This window comes from Lentzea tibetensis, from assembly GCF_007845675.1.
GTDB lineage: Bacteria > Actinomycetota > Actinomycetes > Mycobacteriales > Pseudonocardiaceae > Lentzea > Lentzea tibetensis.
Map to the genome: position 1 here is coordinate 45,151 of NZ_VOBR01000018.1, position 22,591 is coordinate 67,741.

Annotated in this window: 19 protein-coding genes; 16 read left to right on the forward strand and 3 right to left on the reverse strand. The window is 68.5% G+C overall.

The window, feature by feature from the left end; genetic code table 11:
- The first annotated feature begins 159 nt into the window (after positions 1–159).
- The 16 genes from pabB to FKR81_RS26455 all read left to right on the forward strand — a co-directional run bounded on the left by pabB (position 160) and on the right by FKR81_RS26455 (position 20,116).
- Complete coding sequence (pabB, locus tag FKR81_RS26380) at positions 160–2,220, forward strand: aminodeoxychorismate synthase component I (RefSeq protein ID WP_146355539.1); 2,061 nt, start codon at positions 160–162, stop codon at positions 2,218–2,220.
- Complete coding sequence (locus FKR81_RS26385) at positions 2,217–3,665, forward strand: 4-hydroxyphenylacetate 3-hydroxylase family protein (RefSeq protein ID WP_146355541.1); 1,449 nt, start codon at positions 2,217–2,219, stop codon at positions 3,663–3,665. The genes pabB and FKR81_RS26385 overlap by 4 nt, the downstream gene beginning before the upstream one ends.
- Positions 3,666–3,693: 28 nt before the next feature.
- The gene (locus FKR81_RS26390) at positions 3,694–4,128 is read left to right on the forward strand and encodes a DoxX family protein (protein ID WP_146355543.1); all 435 of its coding nucleotides are present in this window, start codon (positions 3,694–3,696) and stop codon (positions 4,126–4,128) included.
- Positions 4,125–5,849: an ABC transporter ATP-binding protein gene (locus tag FKR81_RS26395; RefSeq protein ID WP_146355545.1), complete on the forward strand. Its 1,725-nt coding sequence runs from the start codon at positions 4,125–4,127 to the stop codon at positions 5,847–5,849. Before FKR81_RS26390 ends, FKR81_RS26395 begins: the two co-directional genes overlap by 4 nt.
- Positions 5,846–7,600: an ABC transporter ATP-binding protein gene (locus tag FKR81_RS26400; protein ID WP_146355547.1), complete on the forward strand. Its 1,755-nt coding sequence runs from the start codon at positions 5,846–5,848 to the stop codon at positions 7,598–7,600. Before FKR81_RS26395 ends, FKR81_RS26400 begins: the two co-directional genes overlap by 4 nt.
- Positions 7,601–7,602: 2 nt before the next feature.
- Positions 7,603–8,991, forward strand: a complete 1,389-nt coding sequence (locus tag FKR81_RS26405) for an FAD-dependent monooxygenase (RefSeq protein WP_222598407.1) — start codon at positions 7,603–7,605, stop codon at positions 8,989–8,991.
- Positions 8,992–9,003: 12 nt separating this feature from the next.
- Positions 9,004–9,738 carry a class I SAM-dependent methyltransferase gene (locus FKR81_RS26410; RefSeq protein WP_146355551.1) on the forward strand — a complete coding sequence of 245 codons (735 nt, stop codon included), beginning with the start codon at positions 9,004–9,006 and terminating at the stop codon, positions 9,736–9,738.
- Between the two features lie 21 nt (positions 9,739–9,759).
- Positions 9,760–10,566, forward strand: coding sequence for a DUF5602 domain-containing protein (locus tag FKR81_RS26415; protein WP_146355553.1), 807 nt, complete (start codon positions 9,760–9,762; stop codon positions 10,564–10,566).
- 2 nt (positions 10,567–10,568) lie between these two features.
- Positions 10,569–11,477: a thiamine pyrophosphate-dependent dehydrogenase E1 component subunit alpha gene (locus tag FKR81_RS26420; protein WP_146355555.1), complete on the forward strand. Its 909-nt coding sequence runs from the start codon at positions 10,569–10,571 to the stop codon at positions 11,475–11,477.
- Positions 11,468–11,695, forward strand: coding sequence for an acyl carrier protein (locus FKR81_RS26425; protein WP_146355557.1), 228 nt, complete (start codon positions 11,468–11,470; stop codon positions 11,693–11,695). The genes FKR81_RS26420 and FKR81_RS26425 overlap by 10 nt, the downstream gene beginning before the upstream one ends.
- The gene (locus FKR81_RS26430; protein ID WP_146355559.1) at positions 11,692–13,671 is read left to right on the forward strand and encodes a 2-oxo acid dehydrogenase subunit E2; all 1,980 of its coding nucleotides are present in this window, start codon (positions 11,692–11,694) and stop codon (positions 13,669–13,671) included. The genes FKR81_RS26425 and FKR81_RS26430 overlap by 4 nt, the downstream gene beginning before the upstream one ends.
- Positions 13,671–14,672: a 3-oxoacyl-ACP synthase III family protein gene (locus FKR81_RS26435; protein ID WP_146355561.1), complete on the forward strand. Its 1,002-nt coding sequence runs from the start codon at positions 13,671–13,673 to the stop codon at positions 14,670–14,672. Before FKR81_RS26430 ends, FKR81_RS26435 begins: the two co-directional genes overlap by 1 nt.
- Positions 14,673–14,780: 108 nt before the next feature.
- Entirely contained in the window at positions 14,781–16,253 is a 1,473-nt protein-coding gene (locus FKR81_RS26440; RefSeq protein WP_146355563.1) for a hypothetical protein, read from the forward strand.
- Entirely contained in the window at positions 16,250–16,756 is a 507-nt protein-coding gene (locus tag FKR81_RS26445) for a hypothetical protein (RefSeq protein WP_146355565.1), read from the forward strand. The genes FKR81_RS26440 and FKR81_RS26445 overlap by 4 nt, the downstream gene beginning before the upstream one ends.
- Complete coding sequence (locus FKR81_RS26450) at positions 16,749–19,238, forward strand: Hsp70 family protein (protein WP_146355567.1); 2,490 nt, start codon at positions 16,749–16,751, stop codon at positions 19,236–19,238. Before FKR81_RS26445 ends, FKR81_RS26450 begins: the two co-directional genes overlap by 8 nt.
- Positions 19,235–20,116, forward strand: coding sequence for a tetratricopeptide repeat protein (locus FKR81_RS26455; protein ID WP_186763184.1), 882 nt, complete (start codon positions 19,235–19,237; stop codon positions 20,114–20,116). Before FKR81_RS26450 ends, FKR81_RS26455 begins: the two co-directional genes overlap by 4 nt.
- On the opposite strand, the gene FKR81_RS26460 is transcribed toward FKR81_RS26455, so the two are convergent.
- The 3 genes from FKR81_RS26460 to FKR81_RS26470 all read right to left on the reverse strand — a co-directional run bounded on the left by FKR81_RS26460 (position 20,085) and on the right by FKR81_RS26470 (position 22,299).
- Positions 20,085–20,273, reverse strand: a complete 189-nt coding sequence (locus tag FKR81_RS26460; protein WP_146355570.1) for a DUF397 domain-containing protein — start codon at positions 20,271–20,273, stop codon at positions 20,085–20,087. The two genes, FKR81_RS26455 and FKR81_RS26460, sit on opposite strands and share 32 nt — an antisense overlap.
- Positions 20,221–21,102, reverse strand: coding sequence for a helix-turn-helix domain-containing protein (locus tag FKR81_RS26465; protein ID WP_146355572.1), 882 nt, complete (start codon positions 21,100–21,102; stop codon positions 20,221–20,223). Before FKR81_RS26465 ends, FKR81_RS26460 begins: the two co-directional genes overlap by 53 nt.
- A gap of 72 nt (positions 21,103–21,174) precedes the next feature.
- A complete protein-coding gene (locus FKR81_RS26470; RefSeq protein ID WP_146355574.1) occupies positions 21,175–22,299 on the reverse strand; it encodes an HNH endonuclease signature motif containing protein in 1,125 nt (374 codons plus the stop codon).
- Positions 22,300–22,591: the final 292 nt, after the last annotated feature.

Sequence of the window (22,591 nt, forward strand, 5' to 3'; positions counted from 1 at the left end):
CCGAAAGCTAGCGAGCGCCGTTCTCACATCAGTAAACGCAGAGATTCGTACGGCTCTTTCGCCAGTCTCACCACGCTCTTGTCCCCTTGTTCGCGTCCGAGCGACTCCAATTTACTAACCAGGCGGCAAAGCGGACGACCAGGCTGAAATGGGGGTTGTATGCGCACGCTGCTCATCGACAACCACGATTCGTACACCTACAACCTGTTTCAGTTGATGGCCGAGGTGTACGGCACGCCTCCGGTGGTGGTGACCAACGACGACGAACGCTGGTCGTCGCTGGACGTGGACGGGTTCGACGCGATCGTCGTCTCGCCCGGTCCCGGCCACCCCGGACGCACCCGCGACCTCGGCGCTGTGCGCGCGGTGCTCCGGCACACCTCCGTCCCGTTGCTGGGCGTGTGCCTCGGTCACCAGGCGATCGCCCTGCTCGCCGGAGCCGATGTCGTCGGCGCTCCGCAGCCGAGGCACGGGCACCTGACTCGGGTGCGCCACAACGGATCCGGCTTGTTCGACGGGCTGCCACAGGACTTCACCGCCGTCCGCTACCACTCGCTGTGCGTGCCACCCGAGAGCTTGCCCGCGACGCTCGAAGCGACGGCGTGGGCCGAGGACGGCGTGCTGATGGGGTTGCGGCACCGGGAACGTCCCATGTGGGGCGTGCAGTTCCACCCGGAGTCGATCGCGTCCGAGCACGGCGCCTGGTTGATCGAGAACTTCGGCAGGCTCGCCGCGAAGACGTTGGCGGAACAGGGGAAGGCCTTGCGCGCCCCGGTCGCCGACGAACCGGTGCGTGAGGTGATCACGGTGCGCCCGGCGGGTGAACCGTGGCGCGTGCTGCACCGCGAGCTCGGCCGCGAGGTCGACACGGCGTCGGTGTTCGCGGACCTCTTCGGCGGGCTCGACCACGCTTTCTGGCTCGACAGCAGCCGCGTCGAGCCCGGCCTGTCGCGGTTCTCGTTCCTCGGCGCGCCCGAGGGCCCGCACGGCGAGGTGCTGACGTACACGATCGACGAGACCGAAGAGTCGATCTTCGACGCCCTGCGCGCGCGGCTGGCCGCGCCGGTCGAGGGTGCGCCGGACGTGCCGTTCGACCTGACCGCCGGCTACGTGGGCTACTTCGGCTACGAGCTGAAGGGCGAGCTGGGGTCGCCGAACCGGCACCGCGCGCTCACCCCGGACGCGGTGTGGATGTCGACGACCCGCATGGTCGTCGTGGACCACGAGGAACGCGTCACGCACCTGGTCGCGCTGACCCGCGGCGACGACGTCACCGCTGCGGAGTGGCTCGACGACACCGAACGCCGGATCGCCGAGCTGCCGCCGTTGCCGGAACCACGTGAGCCGCTCGAGTTCGGCTACGACCCCGGCCCCGGCCTGATGCTGGCGCGGCAGGACTACATCGACAAGGTCGAGGCGTGCCAGCGGCAGCTGCACGCAGGTGAGAGCTACGAGATCTGCCTGACGACCAGGACGAGCCTCCCGCTGCTCGACACCGACCCGCTGAAGCTGTACCTGGTGCAGCGCAGGACGAACCCCGCGCCGTACGCGGCGTTCCTGCGGCTCGACGGAGTGTCGGTGATGTGCTCGTCGCCCGAGCGGTTCCTGCGCGTCGACCGCGACCGGACCGTGGAGTCCAAGCCCATCAAGGGAACCACCGCCCGATGCGACGACCTGCTCGAGGACGCGCGGCTGCGGGCCAGCCTCAGCGAGGACCCTAAGGTCCGCGCCGAGAACCTGATGATCGTCGACCTGCTGCGCAACGACCTCGGCCGGGTGTGCGAGATCGGCTCGGTGCACGTGCCGAGGTACATGGCGGTGGAGAGCTACGCGACCGTGCACCAGCTCGTGTCGACGGTGCGGGGCAGCCTGCGCGACGACGTGGACACGATCGCCGCCGTGTGCGCGTGCTTCCCCGGCGGCTCGATGACCGGTGCGCCGAAGATGCGCACGATGGAGATCATCGACCAGCTGGAGCAGACGGCGCGCGGCATCTTCTCCGGCTCCATCGGTTTCCTGTCCTGCAACGGAACCGCGGACCTGAACATCGTGATCCGCACGGCCGTCTCGGACGGGCACAGCCTCTCGATCGGTGCGGGCGGCGCGATCGTCCTCGACTCCGTTCCCGAGGACGAGTTCGAGGAAATGCTGCTGAAGGCACGGGCCCCGATGCGCGGGCTCGGCGCACCGCGATCCCATCTCTTGGAGGCGAAGCGATGACGCGCTCCGGCAAGGAGTACCTGGAGTCGTTGCGCGACGGCCGGGTCATCTGGCTCGACGGCGAACGGGTGGACGACGTCACGACGCACCCCGCGTTCCGCCGCTCGGTCCAGTCGATCTCCGAGCTGTACGACATGACGCACGAACCGGAGTTCGCCGACGCGCTCACCGTCGACCACGACGGCACGAAGATCCTGCGCGCGCACCAGATTCCGCGCACCAAGGACGAGCTCAAGGCCAAGGGCCGGGCGTTCAAGGTGTGGTCGGAGGCGACGTTCGGCTTCTTCGGCCGCTCGCCCGACTACATGGCGTCCGCGGTCGCCGGGTTCGCCGCCGTGCCCAGCGTCTTCCAGAGCGACTTCGACGGGTCGGCCAACATCCTGGCGCACTGGGAGCGGATGGCCACACAGGACCTGTACCAGGCCCACACGCTGGTCAACCCGCAGATCGACCGCACCAAGGCGCCGTCCCAGCAAGAGGAGGACGACCTCTGCCTGCGGGTGGTCCAGGAACGCGGCGACGGCATGGTCGTGCGCGGCGCCAAGATGATCGGCACCGCGGCCGCGTTCGCGGACGAGATGCTGGTCGGCGTCACGCAACGGATGGCGCCCAGCGAGGCCGACTACGCGGTGAGCTTCTCCGTTCCCGTTGCCACACCGGGCATCCAGTTCGTCAGCCGCACCTCCTACGAGGGCCGCGCGACGAGCGTCTTCGACTACCCGCTCTCCAGCCGGTTCGACGAGAACGACGCGCTGGTCGTGTTCGACGACGTCTTCGTGCCGTGGGAGCGGGTCTTCGCCTACCGCGACCCGGTGGTGTGCCAGGAGCAGTTCTGGAAGACGCCCGCGTTCCTCAGCTTCGTGCACCACGGCGCGATCCGGCTGTGGACCAAGCTCGAGTTCATGGTCGGCGTGGCGATCCTCGTCGCGCGGGCCAACAACACCTACGACCTGCCGCCGGTGCGGATGCAGATCGGCAAGCTCATGGCGTGGGTCAACACGGCCAAGGCCGTCGCGATCGCCATCGAGGACGGCGCCGAGCCGATGGGTGCGGCCATGGCGCCGAACCGCGAGATGTCGTGCGCCCAGCTCGCCATCGGGCCGGACCTCTACCCGAAGGTGCTGGCGGAGATCAAGCTCCTCGCCGGTGGCGGGCTGATCCAGCTCCCGGCGTCCTACCGGGACCTCCAGCACCCCGAGGTCTCCAAGCTGCTGAACAAGTACGTCCGCTCACCCGGTCACGACGCCGAGTCGCGGATCAAGCTGCTGAAGCTCGCGTGGGACGCGCTCGGCAGCGAGTTCGCCGGCAGGCACGACCAGTACGAGCGCTTCTACCACGGCTCACCCCACGTCTACCTCCCCGCGCTGGTGCGCGAGGGAGATCCCGAGTCCTACGCGGCGCTGGCCAGACGGTGCCTCGACGGCTACGGCCTCGAAGAGCTCTGAGAACACCATCCACCGAAAGGAACCAGTCATGGCCGCGACCGAGACCCGCACCAGCCCCACACTCGCGACGAAGCTGCAGCCCGGCGTGCTCGCCGGGTTCCGGATCGTCGTGTCGTTCCTCTTCATCCTGCACGGCACCATGGGCCTGTTCGGCGCCTTCGGCGGCGTCGACGGTCAGGGCGGCACCGTGTCGTTCCCGACGTTCCCGGACTTCTGGGGCAGCGCTATCCCGTTCGGCACCGGCATCCTGATCCTGCTGGGCCTCTTCACCCGGCCCGCCGCGGTGCTCGCGTCCGGCTCGATGGCGTTCGCGTACTTCGTCGTGCACATCCCGATGGGCGGCCTGTGGCCGTTGCAGAACGGCGGCGAGCTCGCCGCGATGTTCAGCTGGATCTTCCTGCTCATCGCGGCCTTCGGCCCTGGTGCTCTCGCGCTGGACAACCTGCGTCGCAAGGCATCATGACCGGCGGCGTAACCCACGGCGCCCTGCTGCGGACCTACCTGGGTCCGCAGCGGGCGAGCGTCGTGGTGATGGCGGTGCTGCTGCTCTGCTCGATCGCACTCGAGATCGCGGAGCCGCGCATCGCCGCCTTCTTCATCGAGTCCGTGCAGCTCGGCCGCGCGGAGAGCACGCTCGTCGGCATCTCGCTGGTGTTCCTCGCGGTCGCCGCGTTCCGCCAGCTCGCCAAGGTCATCGCGGCCTACGCGTCGGAACGCGTGTCGTGGACCGCGACCAACGCCGCGCGCGAGGACCTCGCCGCGCACGTGCTGAGCCTCGACCTCGGCTTCCACGAGTCGCGCTCGCCGGGTGAGCTGATCGAGCGCATCGACGGCGACGTCAACCAGGTCGCCGAGTTCTTCTCCAGTCTGATCGTGCACCTCATCGGCAACGCGGTGCTGGTGCTGGGGATTCTCGGCGCGTTGACGTTCGTCGACTGGCGCATCGGGCTGACGTTCGCCGCGATCACGCTGCTGGGGTACTTCTTCCTCGCCCAGGTCGCCGGGGTCGCGACCGTCAAGTGGGAGGCCGACCGCGAGCAGAGCGCCAAGTTCTTCGGCTACGTCAGCGAGTCCATGCGCGCGACCGAGGACCTGAAGTCGTCCAACGCCACCGAGTACGCGTTGTCCCGGTTCCACAAGCACCTGCGCTCGTGGCTGCCGGTGAAGGTGCGGGCCGAGGGCTGGGGCAGTGCGATCTGGGTCGTGCTGTCGCTGGTGTTCACGGCCGGATCGGCGTTCGCGTTCGGCTACGGCGGGTTCTTCTACCAGAACGGCACCGTGTCGCTGTCCGGTGTCTTCCTGATCATCGCGTACGCCACGATGCTCAACACCCCGATGGAGGTGCTGCGCCACCAGGTGCAGGCGTTGCAACAGGCATCGGCCGCCATCCGGCGCATGGCTGAGCTGTTCGGGCACAAGCCGACGATCCTCGACGGGACCCGCACGCTGCAGAAGGGCGCGTTGTCCGTCCGGTTCGACCACGTCACGTTCTCCTACCAGGACAAGAAGATCCTGGACGAGCTGACGTTCGAGGTCCCCGCGGGCACGTCGTTCGGTCTCGTCGGACGCACCGGCGCCGGCAAGTCGACCATCGCGCACCTGATGTTCCGCATGTACGACCCGGTCCAGGGCCGGGTCTTGCTCGGTGAGGTCGACACGCGGGATGCCACGCTGTCGTCGTTGCGCTCGCAGGTCGGGTTCGTGACGCAGGACGTGCAGGTGTTCGACGCGACCCTGCGTGAGAACCTGACGTTCTTCGACCGCAGCGTGGACGACTCGCTACTGCTGTCCGTTTTGGACACTCTGGAGCTGCGGCCGTGGCTCGACGGCCTGCCGGACGGGTTGTCGTCGCGGATCTCGCCCAGCTCGCTGTCCGCGGGCCAGGCGCAGCTGCTCGCGCTGGCGCGGGTGTTCCTCAAGGATCCCGGCCTGGTGATCCTGGACGAGCCGTCGAGCAAGCTGGACCTGGTCACCGAGGCCATGGTCGAGCGCGCGCTGGACCGCATGCTGGCCGGCCGGACGTCGATCATCATCGCGCACCGCCTCGACACGATCCTGCGCACCGACCACACGCTGGTGCTGAGCCAGGGCGCGGTCGTCGAGCACGGCGTGACCGCCGACCTGCTGGCCGATCCGGACTCCCACCTGTCCGAGCTCTACCGCGTTGGGCGGGTGCTGCAATGAAGAACGACTCCGTACCGCCGACACTGACGTTCCTGTGGCGGCTGATCACCTACAGCCCGTGGCGCTACCTCGCGGCCGCGGGCGGCTGGGCGTTGTTCCACCTGTGGCCGCTGCTGCCGGGTGTGCTGGGCAAGCTGCTGTTCGACGTGCTGGAAGGCCGGGCCGCGCCGGGCATCACGGTGTGGACGCTGGTCGCGATCGTCGTCGCCGCGGGTCTTGCGCGATGTGCGGCGATCATCGGCGCGACCGTCGCGTGGGCGGGCTGGTACCTCCGCGCCCGCGGCCTGGTGCAACGCAACCTGCTCGCGCGGGTGTTCAGACTGCCTGGCGCGCAGGCGATGCCGACGAACGTCGGCGAGAGCATCTCGACGGTGCGGGACGACAGCGACGCCATCGCGTTGATGGGCGGCTGGGGCTTCGACATGATGTCCGGCCTCATCTTCGCGGGCGGCGGGATGATCATCCTGCTCAGCGTCGACGTGAAGATCACGCTGATCGTCATGGTGCCGCTGGCGATCGTGCTGGGGCTGGCCCAGTTCGCACGGGCGCGGGCGTACCGGATCCGCGAGCAGAGCCGCGACGCGACGGCCAAGGTCACCGGCACCATCGGCGAGATCGTCGTCGCTGTGCGCGCGATCAAGGCCGCCAACAAGGAGAAGGAAGTCGTCGAACGGCTCCGCGCGGACAACCGGGTGCGCAAGACCGCGATGATCCGCGACAAGGTGCAGAGCCTCGCGATCGACTCCGTCTTCAACAGCACCGCGTCGCTCGGCGCCGGCCTGACGTTGCTGGTCGCGGCAGGTCAGATGCGCGGCGGCGACTTCACCATCGGCGACTTCGTGCTGTTCTCCACGTACCTCATGCAGGTCGCGGACTACACCGCGTTCATGGGCTTCCTCGTGCGCACCTACCAGCAGTCCGGCGTGTCCTTCGTGCGCGCGGCCGCGCTGTTGCAGGGCGCGCCGCCGATGACCCTGGTCGACCACCACCCGCTGCACCTGCGTCACGACCCGCCGCCGCCCGCGCCGTACCCGGACGTCGAACCGTTGCGGGAGCTCGAGGTGCGCTCGCTGACCCACGTGTTCCCCGGCTCCGGCGGCATTCGAGACGTGTCGATGACGCTGCGAAGAGGCACCGTCACGGTGGTGACCGGCGAGGTCGGGTCGGGCAAGACGACGTTGCTCCGCAGCGTGCTCGGTCTGTACGCGGCGCAGGACGGCGAGGTCCGGTGGAACGGGTCCCGCGTCGATCCGGGTGACTTCATGATCCCGCCGCGCGTCGCGTACACGCCGCAGAACCCGGCGCTGCTCTCCGGCTCCATCAGGGAGAACATTCTGCTCGGGCTGCCAGAGGACGGCCTGGAGCGCGCGGTGCAGATGGCCGTGCTCGGGCCGGACGTCGAGCGGCTCGACGACGGCCTGGACACCGAGATCGGGGTACGCGGCGTCCGGCTGTCCGGTGGGCAGGTGCAACGGACCGCCGCCGCACGGATGTTCGCGCGCAAGCCGTCGCTGCTCGTGATGGACGACCTGTCGAGCGCGCTGGACGTGACGACCGAGCAGGAGCTGTGGCGGCGCATCTTCGCCACGGACGCGACCTGTCTGGCGGTGTCGCACCGGCCCGCCGTGCTCGAACGCGCGGACCAGGTGCTGCTGCTCAAACAGGGCCGGGTGATCGCGGCCGGTCCGCTCGCCGAACTGCTGGAGACGTCCGCGGACATGCGGATGCACTACCGACTGCCGAGGGAGTGACCGTGTCCGCGAAAGTGATCATCGTCGGCGCCGGGCCGACGGGCCTGGCGCTCGCGGCCGAGCTGGCCGAGGCCGGGATCGACTGCCACGTCCTGGAGAAGCGCTCGCAGAAGGCGGAGTTGTCGCGCGCGTTCACGATGGAGCCGCGCACGATGGAGCTGCTGGACATGCGCGGCCGCGTCGAAGGTGTGCTCGAGCACGGCAGGCCGTGCCAGCACCCGCCGGTCGGCGACGAGGACGGCTACCTCGACTACGGGCTGCTCGACACGCGGTTCCCGTTCAGCCTGATCATCCCGCAGCACCGCACGGAGAGCGTGCTGCAGGAGGCCGCCGAGAAGGCGGGTGCCCAGATACGCACCGGTGTCGCGGTCGTCGGGCTGCGGCAGGACGCGGAAGGCGTCGAGGTCGACCTCAGCGACGGCACGACCGAACGCGCGGAGTACGTCGTCGGGTGCGACGGCGTGAACAGCAAGGTGCGCGAGCTGATCGGCGTCGACTTCGACGGCTGGAACTACGAGGACTCCGTGATCATGGGGGACTGCAAGCTGCGCAACCCACCGGTCCCCAACGCCTACGCGCGGATCAGCAAGCGCGGCATGGCGGCGGTGTTCCCGTTCCAGGACGACACGTACCGCGTGATCGTGTTCGACCACGAGAAGATGAAGCTGCCCGCGGACCTGCCGCTGCCGCTGGAGGACGTGCGGGAGAGCTGCACGGCCCTGCTGGGCATGGACATCGAGCCGTACGACCCGGTGTGGCTGTCGCGGTTCCGCAGCTCGCAGCGGCACGCCAAGAAGTACCGCGTGGGCAGGGTGCTGCTGGCCGGCGACGCGGCACACACGCACATCCCCTCTGGGGGACAAGGACTTCAGACGGGCATTCAGGACGCGTTCAACCTCGGGTGGAAGCTCAGAGCCGAGATCGAGGGCTGGGCGCCGGACGGGCTGCTGGACAGCTACGAGGCCGAGCGCTACCCGATCGCGGCGGAGACGTTGCGCAAGACCGACATCTCGTTCCGCTTCGAGACGTCCAACGGCGTCGCCGCGCGGGCGATCCGCTGGGTCGTGCAGCAGCTCGTGCGGTTCGACTGGTTCCAGCGCGCGAACCTCGAACACCTGTCCGGCCTGACGCTGCGGTATCCCGGCAAGGGCTGGGTGGGCAAGAGGGTCCCCGACCGGCCCGTGCGCGACGGATCCCGGCTGTACGAACACTTCCGTGCCGGCCTGCCCGTCCTCATCGGACCGGGCCACCTGGAGCTGTCCGAACCGCTCGGCCGCGGCTGCCCGCCGTTCGTGCTGGTGCGTCCCGACGGCTACGTGGCCTGGGCCGGAACCGAGAGCGAGCTGAGACTCCAGCCGCCAACACTACTTCTACACAGCCAGCGAGTGTGAGGGGAACGCAGCATGCAGAGCTATTCCGCGGAGTCCTACGGCGAAGCCATTGCTGCGGTCTTCGACTTCATCAACGACAACCCCGCCGAGGTCGCCAGCATCGTCGGCTTCCTCAAGGGGTACGTGGGTGACGGTCCCGTGCTGGAGGCCGGCATCGGCACCGGCCGCATCGCGATCCCGCTGGCCGCCGAAGGCGTCGAGCTGTACGGCGTCGACATCAGCAAGGAGATGGTCGACCAGCTGCTCGCCAAGCCCGGTGCGGAGAAGATCACCGTCGAGGTCGGCGACATGAACGACATCGACTTCGGCAAGCAGTTCTCGATGGTGTTCCTCGCGCAGGGCACGTTCGGTGCGCTGCTGACCGAGGAGGCGCAGCGCCGGTTCCTGCAGGGCGCGCGCAAGCAGCTCGCGGCCGGCGGGAAGCTCGTGATCGAGACCATGGAGGTCGACGACACCCGCTTCACCCACGACCAGTACTGCACGACCTCGCTGCTCGACGTCACGCACGTCGTGCTCAGCGCCGCCATCCGCGAGCCGGAGGCGCAGCTGCTGAGCATCCAGAACGTTCTGCTGACGCCGCACGGGATCCAGCTCTACCCGGTGAAGTTCCGGTACTACACGGCCACCGAGCTCGACGGCATGGCGGCCGAGGCCGGACTGCGGCTGCTCGAGCGGTACTCCGACTGGGACTCCGCCGAGTACAAGTCCGGCGACCTGCGGCACATCTCGGTATACGGCGCAATCTGATCCCTGGGAAGGAAAAGAGCAATGACCACGTTACGCAGATCGCTGCGCCGGACCGTCGCACTCGTGCTCGCCGCGGCCGCGGTCGCCGCCTGTGCACCGAGCCGCGCGAGCACCAACGCCAAGGGCGAGATGACGGTGCTCGGTGACACGGAGGCGCTCGGACTGGGGATCGCCACGCCGTACGCGACCATCGACAAGCAGGGCAACCCGGTCGAGATCGGCGTGCGGCTCACCGAGAAGGCGCTCGACGGACTGCCGCAGGGCGACGCGCCGTCGATGTACGTGCTCAACTTCCCGGAAGAGGCGGCGAAGACGCCCGTCAAGAACCTCATGCTGAACTGGTACCCGAAGGGCCGCAAGCCCGCGGAGCTCTTCGGCGAGCCGCAGCTGGCGTTCCACTTCTACACGATCGACCACGGCGAGGCCATGGGCATCAACCCCAAGGCCGAGACCGCCAAGGCCAACAACCTGCTGGACCCCAAGTACGTCGCGAAGGACTTCATCGCCGAGCCCGGTGACCCGGTCGAGAAGACCGTGCCCGCCATGGGTCTGCACTGGCTGGACTCCACCCGCGAGTTCGGGCCGGGCAAGCCGGAGTTCTCCGAGGTCTTCGTGTACGGCTCGTGGGACAGCAAGATGATCTTCCTGGAGCCGCTGGCGACGCGGAAGTACCTGCTGACCAAGCCGAACCTCACGGCCGAGGTCAAGCAGCCCGCCGCGTTCCAGAAGGACGCCTACTACCCGACGAAGTACACCATCCGGTGGGACGGCGAGCTCCAGCAGTACGTGATCGCGCTGACCAACCTGACGAAGAGGCAGGGCTCGTAGCGATGCCTTCGCCCGACGAGGATCTGGAGCTGCTGGTCGGCATCCGGCACTTCGAGCTGGCGCTGCTCCGGATGTTCGACGAAGGCAAGCTCAACGGCACCACGCACACCTGCCTCGGCCAGGAGTACGTCCCGGTCGCACTGGCCCCCTTGCTGGACGGGGACTTCGTGCTCAGCAACCACCGGGGTCACGGGCACTACCTCGCGCACACCCGTGACCCCGAGGGGCTCCTGGCGGAGATCATGGGCCGCGCCGGCGCCGTGTGCAACGGCGTCGGCGGCAGCCAGCACGTGCACACCGAGGGGTTCCTCTCCACCGGCGTGCAGGGGCAGAGCCTGCCGCTGGCGGTGGGGATCGGGTTGCACCACAAGAGAATCGGCTCCGGTCAGATCGCCGTCGCGTACGTCGGCGACGGCACGTGGGGCGAGGGAACCGTGTACGAGGCGCTGAACATGGCGTCGCTGTGGCAGGTTCCGGTGCTCGTCGTCGTGGAGCACAACGGGATCGCGCAGTCCACGCCGACCGCGCTGGAGATGGCCGGGAACATCGGCGATCGGGCGCGGGCGTTCGGAGTGGACTTCCTGTCTGTGTCCTCAAAGGACGTATCCGAGATCCGGTCGCTGGTCTCGCCGGTGATCGCTCGGGTTCGCGACGAGCACCGGCCCGCGGTCATCGAGTTCCGGACGACTCGGGTCGGTCCGCACAGCAAGGGCGACGACACGCGGTCGGCTGACGAGATCGCTTCGGTGCGTGCTGCCGACTGGTACGCGGCTCTGGCCGACCGGCCGGGGTTCGCGGAGCTGGACGCGCGGGTGCGGGAGTCGGTGGACCGGATGGTCGCCGAGGTGGAGGCGCGGGCGTTGTCGTCGTGGGACGGCCTGGTTGAGGCGGGGGTGGCGGGATGGGCTTGAACCACCTGGTCGCGGACATCCTGCGGGTGCCGGTGGAGTCGGTCGGTGACGAGACCGGCACCGCCACCACGTCCGCGTGGAGCAGCCTGCGGCACGTGGAGATCGTCGTCGGTGTCGAGAAGACCTACGGCGTGAAGCTGACGCCGCGCGAGGCGCGCTCGTGCCGTTCGGTGCGCGCGTTGCGGCAAGTGTTGTCAGGGAAGGGGATCACGGCATGACCCCGGCGCCGCGTGTGGTCGAGAACCTGAACCGCGCACTGCACCGGCTCTTCGCCGAGCGCGCGGACCTGCACCTGCTGGGCGAGGACGTGCTCGACCCGTACGGCGGCGCGTTCAAGGTCACCAAGGGCCTGTCGTCCGGTTTCCCGGACCGCGTGCTGACGACACCGTTGAGCGAGGCGGGCATCGCCGGTGTCGCAGCCGGGCTCGCCGTGGCCGGTGACCAGGTCGTGCTGGAGGCCATGTTCGGCGACTTCGCCGCGTTGATGTTCGACCAGATCCTCAACATGGCCTCGAAGTCCGTGACGATGTACGGGCGGCCCAAAGCCATGCGCGTGCTGGTGCGCTGCCCGGTCGGCGGCAACCGCGGCTACGGCCCCACGCACAGCCAGAGCGTGCAGAAGCACTTCATGGGCATCCCCAACCTCGGGTTGTACGAGGCCACGCCGTTCCACGACGCGTACCCGCTGATGGCGCACGCGCTGGACCACGGCCCGTCGATCCTGTTCGAGGACAAGGTCCTCTACACGCGCCGGCTGTTCCAGGACGGCGTGGTGTCGGACCACTTCCGCTACTCGCTCGTCGGTGGCGCCACGGGCTGGGCGCACGTCACCTCGGGCGCACCGGCCGATGTCGTGATCATCTGCCCAGGTGGTGTGGCACATCGGGCACTGGAAGCGGCGGAGGCGTTGCGCGAGCAGGGCGTCTCGGCGCACCTGCTGGTGCCCGCCCAGCTCTACCCGCTCGACGTCGAACCCGTGCTGCCGCTGATCTCCGGACGCGTCGTCGTCGCCGAGGAGAGCACGGCGGGCGGCACGTGGGGCTCGGACGTCGCCGCGGTGCTGCACGAACGCTTGTGGGGCAAACTGTCCGCCCCCGTCCTGCGCCTCTCCTCGGCCGACTCGATCATCCCCAGTGCCCGCCACCTGGAAGAACGCGTCCTCCTCAACTCCCACCACATCGTCACCGCGCTGGGACGCGACCACTGCGAAGCACCTCAGGCCGTGCCAGAGGTGACGGCAGGCGCGCCGGTGACCGCGCCCAAGCTGAACAACAACGACACCACGTACCTGGTGCTGGGGTGGCTGGTCGAGGACGGTGCGAAGGTCGAGCCGGGGACGGCGATCCTCGAGCTGGAGACGTCGAAGGCGATCGAGGAGATCGAGGCGACGGAGGCCGGGTACCTGCGCATTCACGTCCAGCAGGGCGTGGAGGTCGAGGTCGGCGCGCTGCTGGCGGAGATCGTCGGTGCGAAGACCGCGGTCGCGAAACCAGAAGTCCCGAAGCAGCGCACGCACAGCCTGGACCGGGCGCAGCAGGGCACCGCGATGGTGGTCAGCAAGGCGCACCAGGAGGTCCCGGCCGCGTTCACCGCGATCGAGGTGCGGGTCGACGCGCTGCTGGAACGGTTGCGCCAGCTCAGCGACGAGACGGGCGCCGAGGTGGGCGTGCCGGAGGCCGTGGTGAAGGCGGTGGCGGGCGCGCACGCCGACTTCGGCACGTTGTTCGGCAGCCTGGTCGACGACACGACGGTCGCGCTGGTCGACACCCCGCACGTCGCCGTGACGCTGGACGCCGGCAAGGGCCTCTACGCGCCGGTGATCCGCGACTGCACCGACCGGTCCATTGTGGACATCTCGGACGACATGATGGACTTCCGGATGAAGGCGTGGCGCGGCGAGTTCGCCGCGGCCGAGCTGACCGGCGGTTCGATCACGGTGTCGCTGAACACCGACGACGACGTGCTGCTGGTGCAGCCCATCGTGATGTGGCCCCAGCTGTGCATGTTGTCGGTGGGCGGGCTCCGGAACCAGGTCGTTCTGGAAGACGACGGGCCCAGCAACACCACGGTCGTCACGCTCGGCCTGGCGTACGACCACCGCGTCGTGAACGGCGCCGAGGCCGTGGCGTTCCTCCGCGCGGTCGCGGACAGCCTGCGCAAGCCGGATCGGTTGGAGAAGCTGGTGAGCCTCTGATGGCGTTCGGACTGGTCGCGTTCGGCACGGCGCTCGGCGAGCAGGTCGCCGTCAAGGACGTCGTCGCCGACTACACGGAGGACGTCGAGCGGGTGCTCGGCTACGGCTACGACTACGTGCACCGCTCGGACCAGCACCTGACCGATCTCGCGGTCGAGGCGGGCGCGAAGGCGCTCGAGAGTGCAGCGGTCGATCCCAGAACCGTTGACCTGCTGGTATTCGCGATCACGGACATCGCGGACTACCTGTACTGGGACGCGGCCGCATCGGTCGCGCACCGGCTGGGCCTGCGCCGCGCGGAAGCCGTTCTCATCGACCAGGGCTGCGTCGGCGGCGTCACGGCGTTCGACGCGCTGGCTGGCCGCTTCGCCACGCACCCCACCTGCAAGACGGCACTGGTGATCGGCGCGAACCGCACCACCGAGCTGTACATGAACCGCTTCGACACGAACTCGCTGCTGTTCTCGGACGGCGCCGCCGCCGCGGTGGCAACGCGAGACGCGCTCACGTTGACCTGGCGTTCGTCACACGCCGAAACCGATGGCAGCTACGCGGATTTCTTCCGCATGGACGTCGGTGGCGGTGCCAGGCCGTTCCAGCAGGGTGACCCGCCTGCCGTGCGCGACGCGTGGGACATCATGAGCTACTTCGACTACGAAGTAGAGCGGTTCTCGGTTTTCGCCGCAGAGATCAACGATCGCACCGCGCGCGCCGTGCACCGGGTGTGCAAGCAGGCAGGCGTCTCCGAGGACGACCTCGGCTGGTTGGTGCTGCTCAACGACAATCCGCGCGTGCTCACCGAGCAGGCCGACCTCATCGGTGTGCCGGTCGAGCGCACGAACCTGAGGTGGGCGACGCAGCACGGCCACTTCGGTGCTGCCGATCACTTGTTCGCATTGGCGGAGCTCAGCGCCTCGGGCGAGCTGAAACGAGGTGACCTGGTCGCTCTCGCCGCCAACGGGCGCGGAATGCACTGGGCCGCAACGTTGCTGACGGCGTGATCTGACCAGTTTCTGGCCACTCCGCTTACTCCACTTAGGTCTTGTTCTCCGGGACCCCTCCCGAGCGCGGCGCCACATGGTAGACCGTGATCGATACGGGAGGTGGGGATGTCGTACGCGGTCGGCGAGAGCAGGAGCAGGGCGGCTGCCGACCGGTTGCTCGAGGTGGCGGGGCCGCACGTGTACCGGCGCAACCCGTTCCGGGTGACCGGCCTGGCCACCGACGCGCGCGCACGCGAGGTGCGGCAGCGCAGGCAGACCGTGCTGGGCGCCATCGACCTCGGCGCGGCTGCGACGGTCGGAGACAAGCGCCTGCCGCTGCCCGCGACGCCGTCCGCGCAGGACGTGCGCAGCGCGTTCGACGCGCTCGAACGCGCTGACCAGCGGCTCGTCGACGAGCTGTTCTGGTGGTGGGGCGAGCCCGGTGCGTGCGGCTGCGAGCCGGAGGTGCACGAACTGCACGACACGGCCGTCGAGGCGCACGCGACGGTCCTCGACCTCGAGGCCGCGGGCAAGACCAGTGAACGGGGCGACCGCTGGGCGGACGCGGCCGACTCGTGGATGGACGCGCTCGACCACGACGGGTTCTGGCGCCACGTGCTGCACCGGGTCGGCGTGTTGTCCGACCGCAGGCTCGACGAGTCCACTGTGGATGGTCTGAGGGGTGCCATGCCGAAGGCGCTGCTCGCACCGCAGGTGGCGCTGGCCAGGGACAACTCTCCGGAGCTCGCCGCGTTGCTCGCGGTGTGGGACGTCGACGAGAGCGTCATCGAGGACGCCCGCAACGCCGCGGCGGCACCGAGGATCGACATGATCACGAAGCAGATCAACGAGATCAGCGCCCTGCTCGACGCGGGCAGCGCCTACTCGGCGAGCAAGCGCGCGCTGGTCGAGTTCCCGGCCGCCGCCGTGCAGCTGGACATCCTGCTGCCGTACCAGAGTTTTCGCAGGTCGGCGAAACTGCGCAACCGCATGGCCGTGCTGATGAACAACTGCGCGCTGAAACTCGCGAGTGAGCACGCGAAACTGGGCACCGACCTGTTCAACAGCGCGCTGGACCTGGCCACCGAGGCGACCGACAAGCGGACCATCGAGCAGAACCTGGCGAGCCACCGCACCATCGCGCAGTACCCGGTGAGCCAGCAGGCGCAGATCGAACGGGTGCTCCAGCAGCTCCAGAACCAGCAGCGGTACGCGGCTCCTCCGTCATCCGTCCCGGCTCGCCCGCCGCTGCCGCACACCTGGCTCGCGAACCTGTCGTTCATCACCGCGTTCATCGCCGGCCTGGTGCTGCTGCTGGTCGTGCGCTGGGACTACCCGACGTGGGCGGCCGCGATCGCGACGACCGTGCTCGCGCCGTTCCCGATCACCCTCATCTACGCGCACACCCGCGAGCGCGTCCCGCCTGGACTGTTCGTTCTCTTCGGCATCGTCGTGTCCGTCTTGGCGTACAGGATGGTCGGGACGGTCTTCGAGGTCCGTGGTGACGCGTTCCTGTGGTGCCTCGGCACGTTCATCGTCACGTCACCTTTCACCATCGCGATCGGCAAGTCGTGGGCAGAACGCAGGGAGTACCGATGAGCAGGTGGTCGCGAACCGAGCGAGCGCAACGGCGCCACCACCCCCAGTTCCGGATCGCCGAACCCGACTGGACCGCCGCGGAACGCGAGCGGCTCACCAGCCTGGTCGGTGACCTCACCGTGCCTCAGGGGATCGGAGCGGCGCTGGGAGAAGGGGATCTCGCCAGCGCCGCGACGAGCCTCTGGCGGGCCCGGCGCAGAGTCGCCAGGCTCGCTGACGAGCGCGAGGCCAAGCGCATCGGCCGGTTCCTCGAGAACAGCCAGGAGGAGTTCGACCGGGCGGGCGTGGTGGTGCAGGACCACGACGGCACCGAGTACGACCCAGGGCTGTCGCTGGAGGTGCTGATGTTCCAGGACGACCCGGCGCTGTCCAGGGAGGTCGTCGTCGAGACCGTGCGTCCGTCGGTCTACCTGCTCGGCAAGCGCATCCAGATGGGCCAGGTCATCGTCGGCGGCCCCGAGAACGGCTCAGGAAACGGCAAGGCGGAGGAAGCCCGTGCGTGACAGCATCGACTTCGGCATCGACCTGGGCACCACCAACAGCGCGATCGCCGTGGTGCACGACGGCGAGGCGCAGGTCATCAAGAACAACGACGGCTGGGAGTACACGCCGTCCGCGGTGTGGATCCCCAGGGAGGGCGTGACGAACGTCGGCCGCAGCGCACGTGACCGCCTGCACCGCGAGATGGACAACGTGCACGCCGAGTTCAAGCAGGAGATGGGACTCGAGGGCGCTGTCCGCACCTTCCGCAAGTCCGGCATCTCGCTGACGCCGCCGCAGCTCTCCGCCGAGGTGCTCAAGTCGCTGCGCGCGGACGCCGCGTCCCGGTTCGGCGAACCGCCGCGGGCCGCCGTGATCACCGTGCCGGCCGCGTTCCGCCTGCACGAGAACAACGCCACCAGCCTGGCCGCCGAGCTCGCCGGGTTCGGCGCCTGCCCGCTGGTGCAGGAACCGACAGCCGCCGCGTTCGCCTACGGCTTCCAGAACGAGAGCGCGGACGCCTGCTGGATGGTCTTCGACTTCGGCGGCGGCACGTTCGACGCCGCGGTCGTCAGCACGCACGACGGCGAGCTCAGGGTGCTCGACCACGAGGGCGACCCGCACCTCGGCGGCAAGCTCATCGACTGGGCCATCGTCGAACGCGTCCTCGCGCCCGCGGTGGCCCGCGAGTTCGGCCTCACCGACTTCACCAGGGACAACCCGGCCTGGCGGCTGAACTTCTACCGGTTGAAGTGGGCTGCCGAGGAAGCGAAGATCTCGCTCTCCCGCAACGAGAAGGCGGTGCTGTACGCCGAGATCGACCTCGGCGACGGCGACACCGAGACGTTCGAGTACACGCTGCACCGCGACGAGGCCGACCGGGTCGCCGAGCCGTACTACCTGCGTGCGATCAACCTGTGCAGGGCCGCGTTGAGCAAGGCGAACCTGCACACCGGCGACATCGACCGGCTCCTGCTGGTCGGCGGCGCGACGCTCGCACCCGGCCTCCGTGAACGGCTCGCGGATCCCGTGGCCGGCATGGGGATCGAGCTGGACCACATCCAGGACCCGACCACGGTCGTCGCCCGCGGCGCGGCGGTGTTCGCCAGCACGGTGCCGCTCGCGATGCCGAAGGTCCGTCCGGCAGCGGGTGAGTTCAGCGCGGACCTGCGGTATCCGTTGAAGACGAGCCTGCTCACGGCGTCCGTCGTCGGCAGGGTCGAGAGCGCGCCGCCGCAGGACATGACCCGTTTCGCGATCCAGTTGGACAACCCGGACGGCATGCCGCCGTTCCGCAGCGCCAAGGTGCCGCTCGACGCGCAGGGCAACTTCCTGGTCGACGTGAAGCTGGCCGAGAAGACCGCGTCGACGTTCACCCTGTTGCTGGTCAACGACTCCGGCGGCACCGAGAAGATCACGCCGAGGTCCGTCAAGATCACGCACTGGCCGCAGGAACCGGGCGGCCAGGTGCTCACGAACTCGATCGGCCTGGCCGAGGCGGACCGCAAGTTCGCTCCGATCCTGCGCAAGGGCTCGCGGCTGCCCGCGAAGGAACGCGCCACCTTCTACACGACGGCCGCGTTGCACCGCACGGACACCACGACGTTCATCAAGATCCCGATCGTCGAGGGCGAGCAGCCGGTCGCGGACCGCAACCTCCAGGTCGGGTTGATCGAGATCTGGCCGAAGGACGTGCGCATCGACCTGCCGCAGGGCAGCGAGGTCGAGGTCACCATCGAGGTCGACGAGTCGCGCCGCGTCACCGTCGTCGCCGACGTGCCGCTGGTCGACGAGCAGTTCGAGGCCGAGATCGACCTGACCAACGTCCGCGCCCGCGACACCGACGACCTCGAACGCGAGCTCACCGAGGTGCGCAGGCGCATCGACGAGCTGCGCGACTCCGCGGGCAGGACCGGTTTCCGGCCTGCTCTGGACAAGCTCGACCAGATCGACGGTGAGCAGCGGGTCGTGCTCGCCGAGACCGCGGTCCGCGCCGCCAGGAGCGATGCGGGCAGTGCTGCCGCGGCCGACCAACGCCTGCGCGAGCTCCAGGCAGAGCTCGACGGGGTGGAGGCGGACGTCGAGCTGCCTGCGTTGCGCGAGGAGCTGGACGCGCTGATCAAGCGCTGCCGCCAGCTCGTCGACCGGCTCGGCAACGCCGACGACCGCACCGAGTTCGACGAGATCGCCCGCCGCGCTTCCCTGGCCCGCACGGCCGACGAGATCGAGGCGGTGCTGGAGCGAGCGGCGGACCTGCAGACCATGTTGATGAAGCGCGAGGGCACCTTCGACATCGGGCTCTTCTTCTACTTCAAGGAGAACCAGCACCGCATGACGTCGCCGGCGCGCGCACGGGCGCTGATCGGGGAGGGCGACCGGGCGATCGCCACCGAGGACTTCGACGCGCTGATCGGCATCAACCAGCAGCTGCGCCAGCTGTGGCCCGCTGATCTCCAGGAACCGAGTGCCGGCGTCTCGAGCCAGCGGAACGGGCGTGGCTGGTGAGCAACGCGTTCACACGGGAGCTGAGCCGGTCCGAGGCCGCCGAGCTGGCGCGGGACGGCAAGTACGAGTCGGCCGTGCGCATCCTCGAAGGCCTCGACGACGACTCGGCTGCCACCCTCGACCTGCTCGCCAGGGTGCACGCGCAGCGCGGCGACCTCACCGCTGCTGACGCGGTGTGGCAGCGGCTGCTCGAGGTCACTCCCGGCCACGCGTCGGCGTTGTCCGGACGGCTGTTGATCGCCGAGATCCGGTCGGGCAACCGCCGTGCGCGGCCTCTTCCGCTGGTAGCCGTGGGTGGTGCTGCGGCCGCGGTGTTGCTGCTGGCCGGGACGGTCGCGGTCATCGCTTCACCCTCGTCCTCGCCTGGCCCGGTTGCCGTGGACGAGGCGGTGCAGGTGACGACCTCGGCCTCCGCTGTGCCGTCCGATGATGCTCGGGTTGATGCGGAAGCGGCGGCGCGGCTCGACGCGTTGGCGGCCGGGTTGGCCGGGCCGGGAGTGAAGCTGGAGAAGCGGAAGCAGGACGTCCAGGTCGTCTTCGACGAGGGACTGTTCCTGCCTGACGGCACCGAGCTCACGGCGAGCGGCCGGGACGCGCTCGTGCGGTGGGGCGAGGTGTTGCGCGGCAAGGAAGTCCGGGTCACCGTGCTCGGGCACGGCGTCACCGTCGACGGCGAACCCTCCACCGGTGGTTCGACCGTTGCGCTGGGGCGTGCGGCATCTGCTGCTGAAGTGCTGGCTCAGGTGAGCGGGCGGCCGATGACGTCGTTCGCGATCATGTCGGCTGACCAGTCTGCGGCGCCTCACCAGGGCAGCGGGGACGACGTTCGTGCCCGCAACCGCACGATCAGTCTGCTCGTGGAGCCGTCCGGCTCGTGAACGCCCGCCATGCGTTTGCGGAGAAGGTGAGTTGGGGACCGGTAGCGTGCTTGGAGTCGCGGATGCGCACGGCCTCGGCGAACGCCACCTCGACGCAACTGCCCTCAGGCGTGCCATCGCTGTAGCTGCTCTTGCGCCACGTGTGCTCCGGGGTCATCTGGGTCCTCTCGCGGTCGGCTGAGGTACTGCATCAGCAGGCTCCGCGATTGTCCCTCATCCAAAGCGATCTCATCCAGGTGGTTGAACAGGTCCTTGCTGCGGGCGACAGCCTCCACGCTCTGGGCGAACAGCTGGCCGATGAGCGTTTCGGCGAAGGCCACCGGCCTGTCTTTCTCGTATTCCCAAAGGGTGTAGCTCCCGCCGATCGCTCCGCGCTCACCGGTCGAGGCGGGCACGATGCGGATGGCGTGGGTCTTGAAGAGCAGTCGGCTGATCTGCTCCTCCATGACCCGAGCGCCACCCACCTGCAGCATCAAAGCTTGCTCGTGCAGGTAGAAGGTGCAGTCGGGCCTGTGTTCGCGCTGAAGGATGGCTTGGCGCTGTATTCGGAACTGCACGAAGGACTCGATCTTGTCCTCGGGGATCAGACCCCGCTGCCTGAACAACGCGCGTGCGTAGTCCTCGGTCTGGAGCAAGCCGTGTATGAAGGTCTGGTCATAGCTCGTGATCTTGGTGGCTGATCCTTCGGCGAACACCAAGGTGCGGAGGTTCTCCGGCACCTGCACGAAGTACGCGTCGAAGGCACGCCGGTAGCGGTTGAGGAACTGCTCGGCGAAGGTTCGGCTGCGCTTGCAGGTGGTCAGGTACTGGACGATGTCGATCTCGCTGGCGCGGACCTTGCCGTTTTCGACGTTGGAGACTTTGGTCTGGTGCCAGCCGAGCACGTAGCCCATTTCCGTGCCGGTGTAGCTGGTGTGTTTTTCGCGCAGGTGCCGCAGCTCGTCGCCGAGGTCTCGGCTGTACGGCGTGGAGGGCGTCGGCGTCATGGCTTGGAGTTTCGGGTATGCGCTGGGGACATGGACCGCCCCGTTCGAGTGAGTACCGGATTCTCTTTGTTGTTAGTGGAGTCCGGGGAGGACTGGTTCGGGTTCGCGGGTGTAGACGCGGCCGGTGGGGCTGACACATTTGAATGTGCCTGGACGGGGTTGGGTGATGGTCCAGCCGGATTCGTGTTTGAGGCGGTGGTCGTGGGTGCAGAACATCCCGTTGTTGTGGTCCGCGGTCGGACCCTTGGGGTACGGGATGGTGTGGTCGACCTCGCAGCGGCTGGCCCGCGCGGTGCAGCCGATCATGCGGCAGGTCTTGTCCCGTGCCCACAGGAACCGCCGCAGATGCGCGGGTGGCCGGTAGGTGGTGGTGCCCAAGTCGAGCGGGACACCGGAGGCCGGGTCGGTGAGCAACCGCCGCCACGTCGCATCCCCCGCCAACTCGCGCGCCAGGTCGGCACTGATCGGCCCGTAGCCCTCCAACTCGCCGGGATGCTCGTCGAGACCCATCAGCGTGGTCGCCGAAACGGTGACCAGGAGTTCTACCTTGACCGGGCTCGCGTTGTCCGGGGTCGCCAGCAGCAGATCGGCGATGACGTCGGCGCGGCGCTGGTTGAGGGTGCGGGTGTCGCCGGGGAACTTCGCCTCCTCGGCCATCTTGTCCACCCGCAGCCAGCTGACCATGGCCTTGTCCGCGGGCATATTGATCCACAACATGGCCATGTCGTCTTCGAGGGACCGTATCCCGGCGGCGCGGGCGGCTTTCTTCTCCGCGACGCGTTCACGGGTGCCGTCGGGGTCGACGCTCATCACGATCCGCCGCCCGCGCTGCCGCATCTGCACACTGGTCTGCACGGGCGCCTTGGTCAGCACCCGTTGTTCGACCTCGGCCGCCTGCTCGGCGGACAGCGGCATGGTTTGGGTGTGGATGATCTGCGCCTTGTACAGGTCGATGTCGCCCTTCTCCAGGGCGTCGACCGTCGCGGGCAGCCGGGTCACGAGATCGCGGGAGACGCCGAGACGGTCCTCGGTCCAGTTCCGGGTCCAGCGCATCATCGCCGCGATCTCCGAGGACGCGAACTCGTCCTGCCACGTCAACTCGGCGTATTCGCCCAACGCGCGAACCTGCTGAGCCTGCCAGTAGTCGATCTGTTTCTGGCAGTGCTGGATTGTGTCGAGAGCCCCCTCGATGTCCATAACGAACACATTACCGCACAATTGTTCGAACAGGCATCACTCATTAGGATTAAAGAACGAAAAGGTGAGCCACCGCCCGCCAGTCACGGAGCCAGCGCGACCACAACAACGAAAGCCGACAACCGGATCGGGACCACGGTGCCAAGCCACCCAAGAATTCGGTACGAGTGACGCCGACGGAGGAGGCATCACTCGTGGTCCGGGCGAAGCCCGGCAACCCCGCAAGCCACAGCGAGCGGGGACAGAGCCACAACGGCAAGCAGGGTCACGAGGAAGCAAGGCAAGCCCAGCC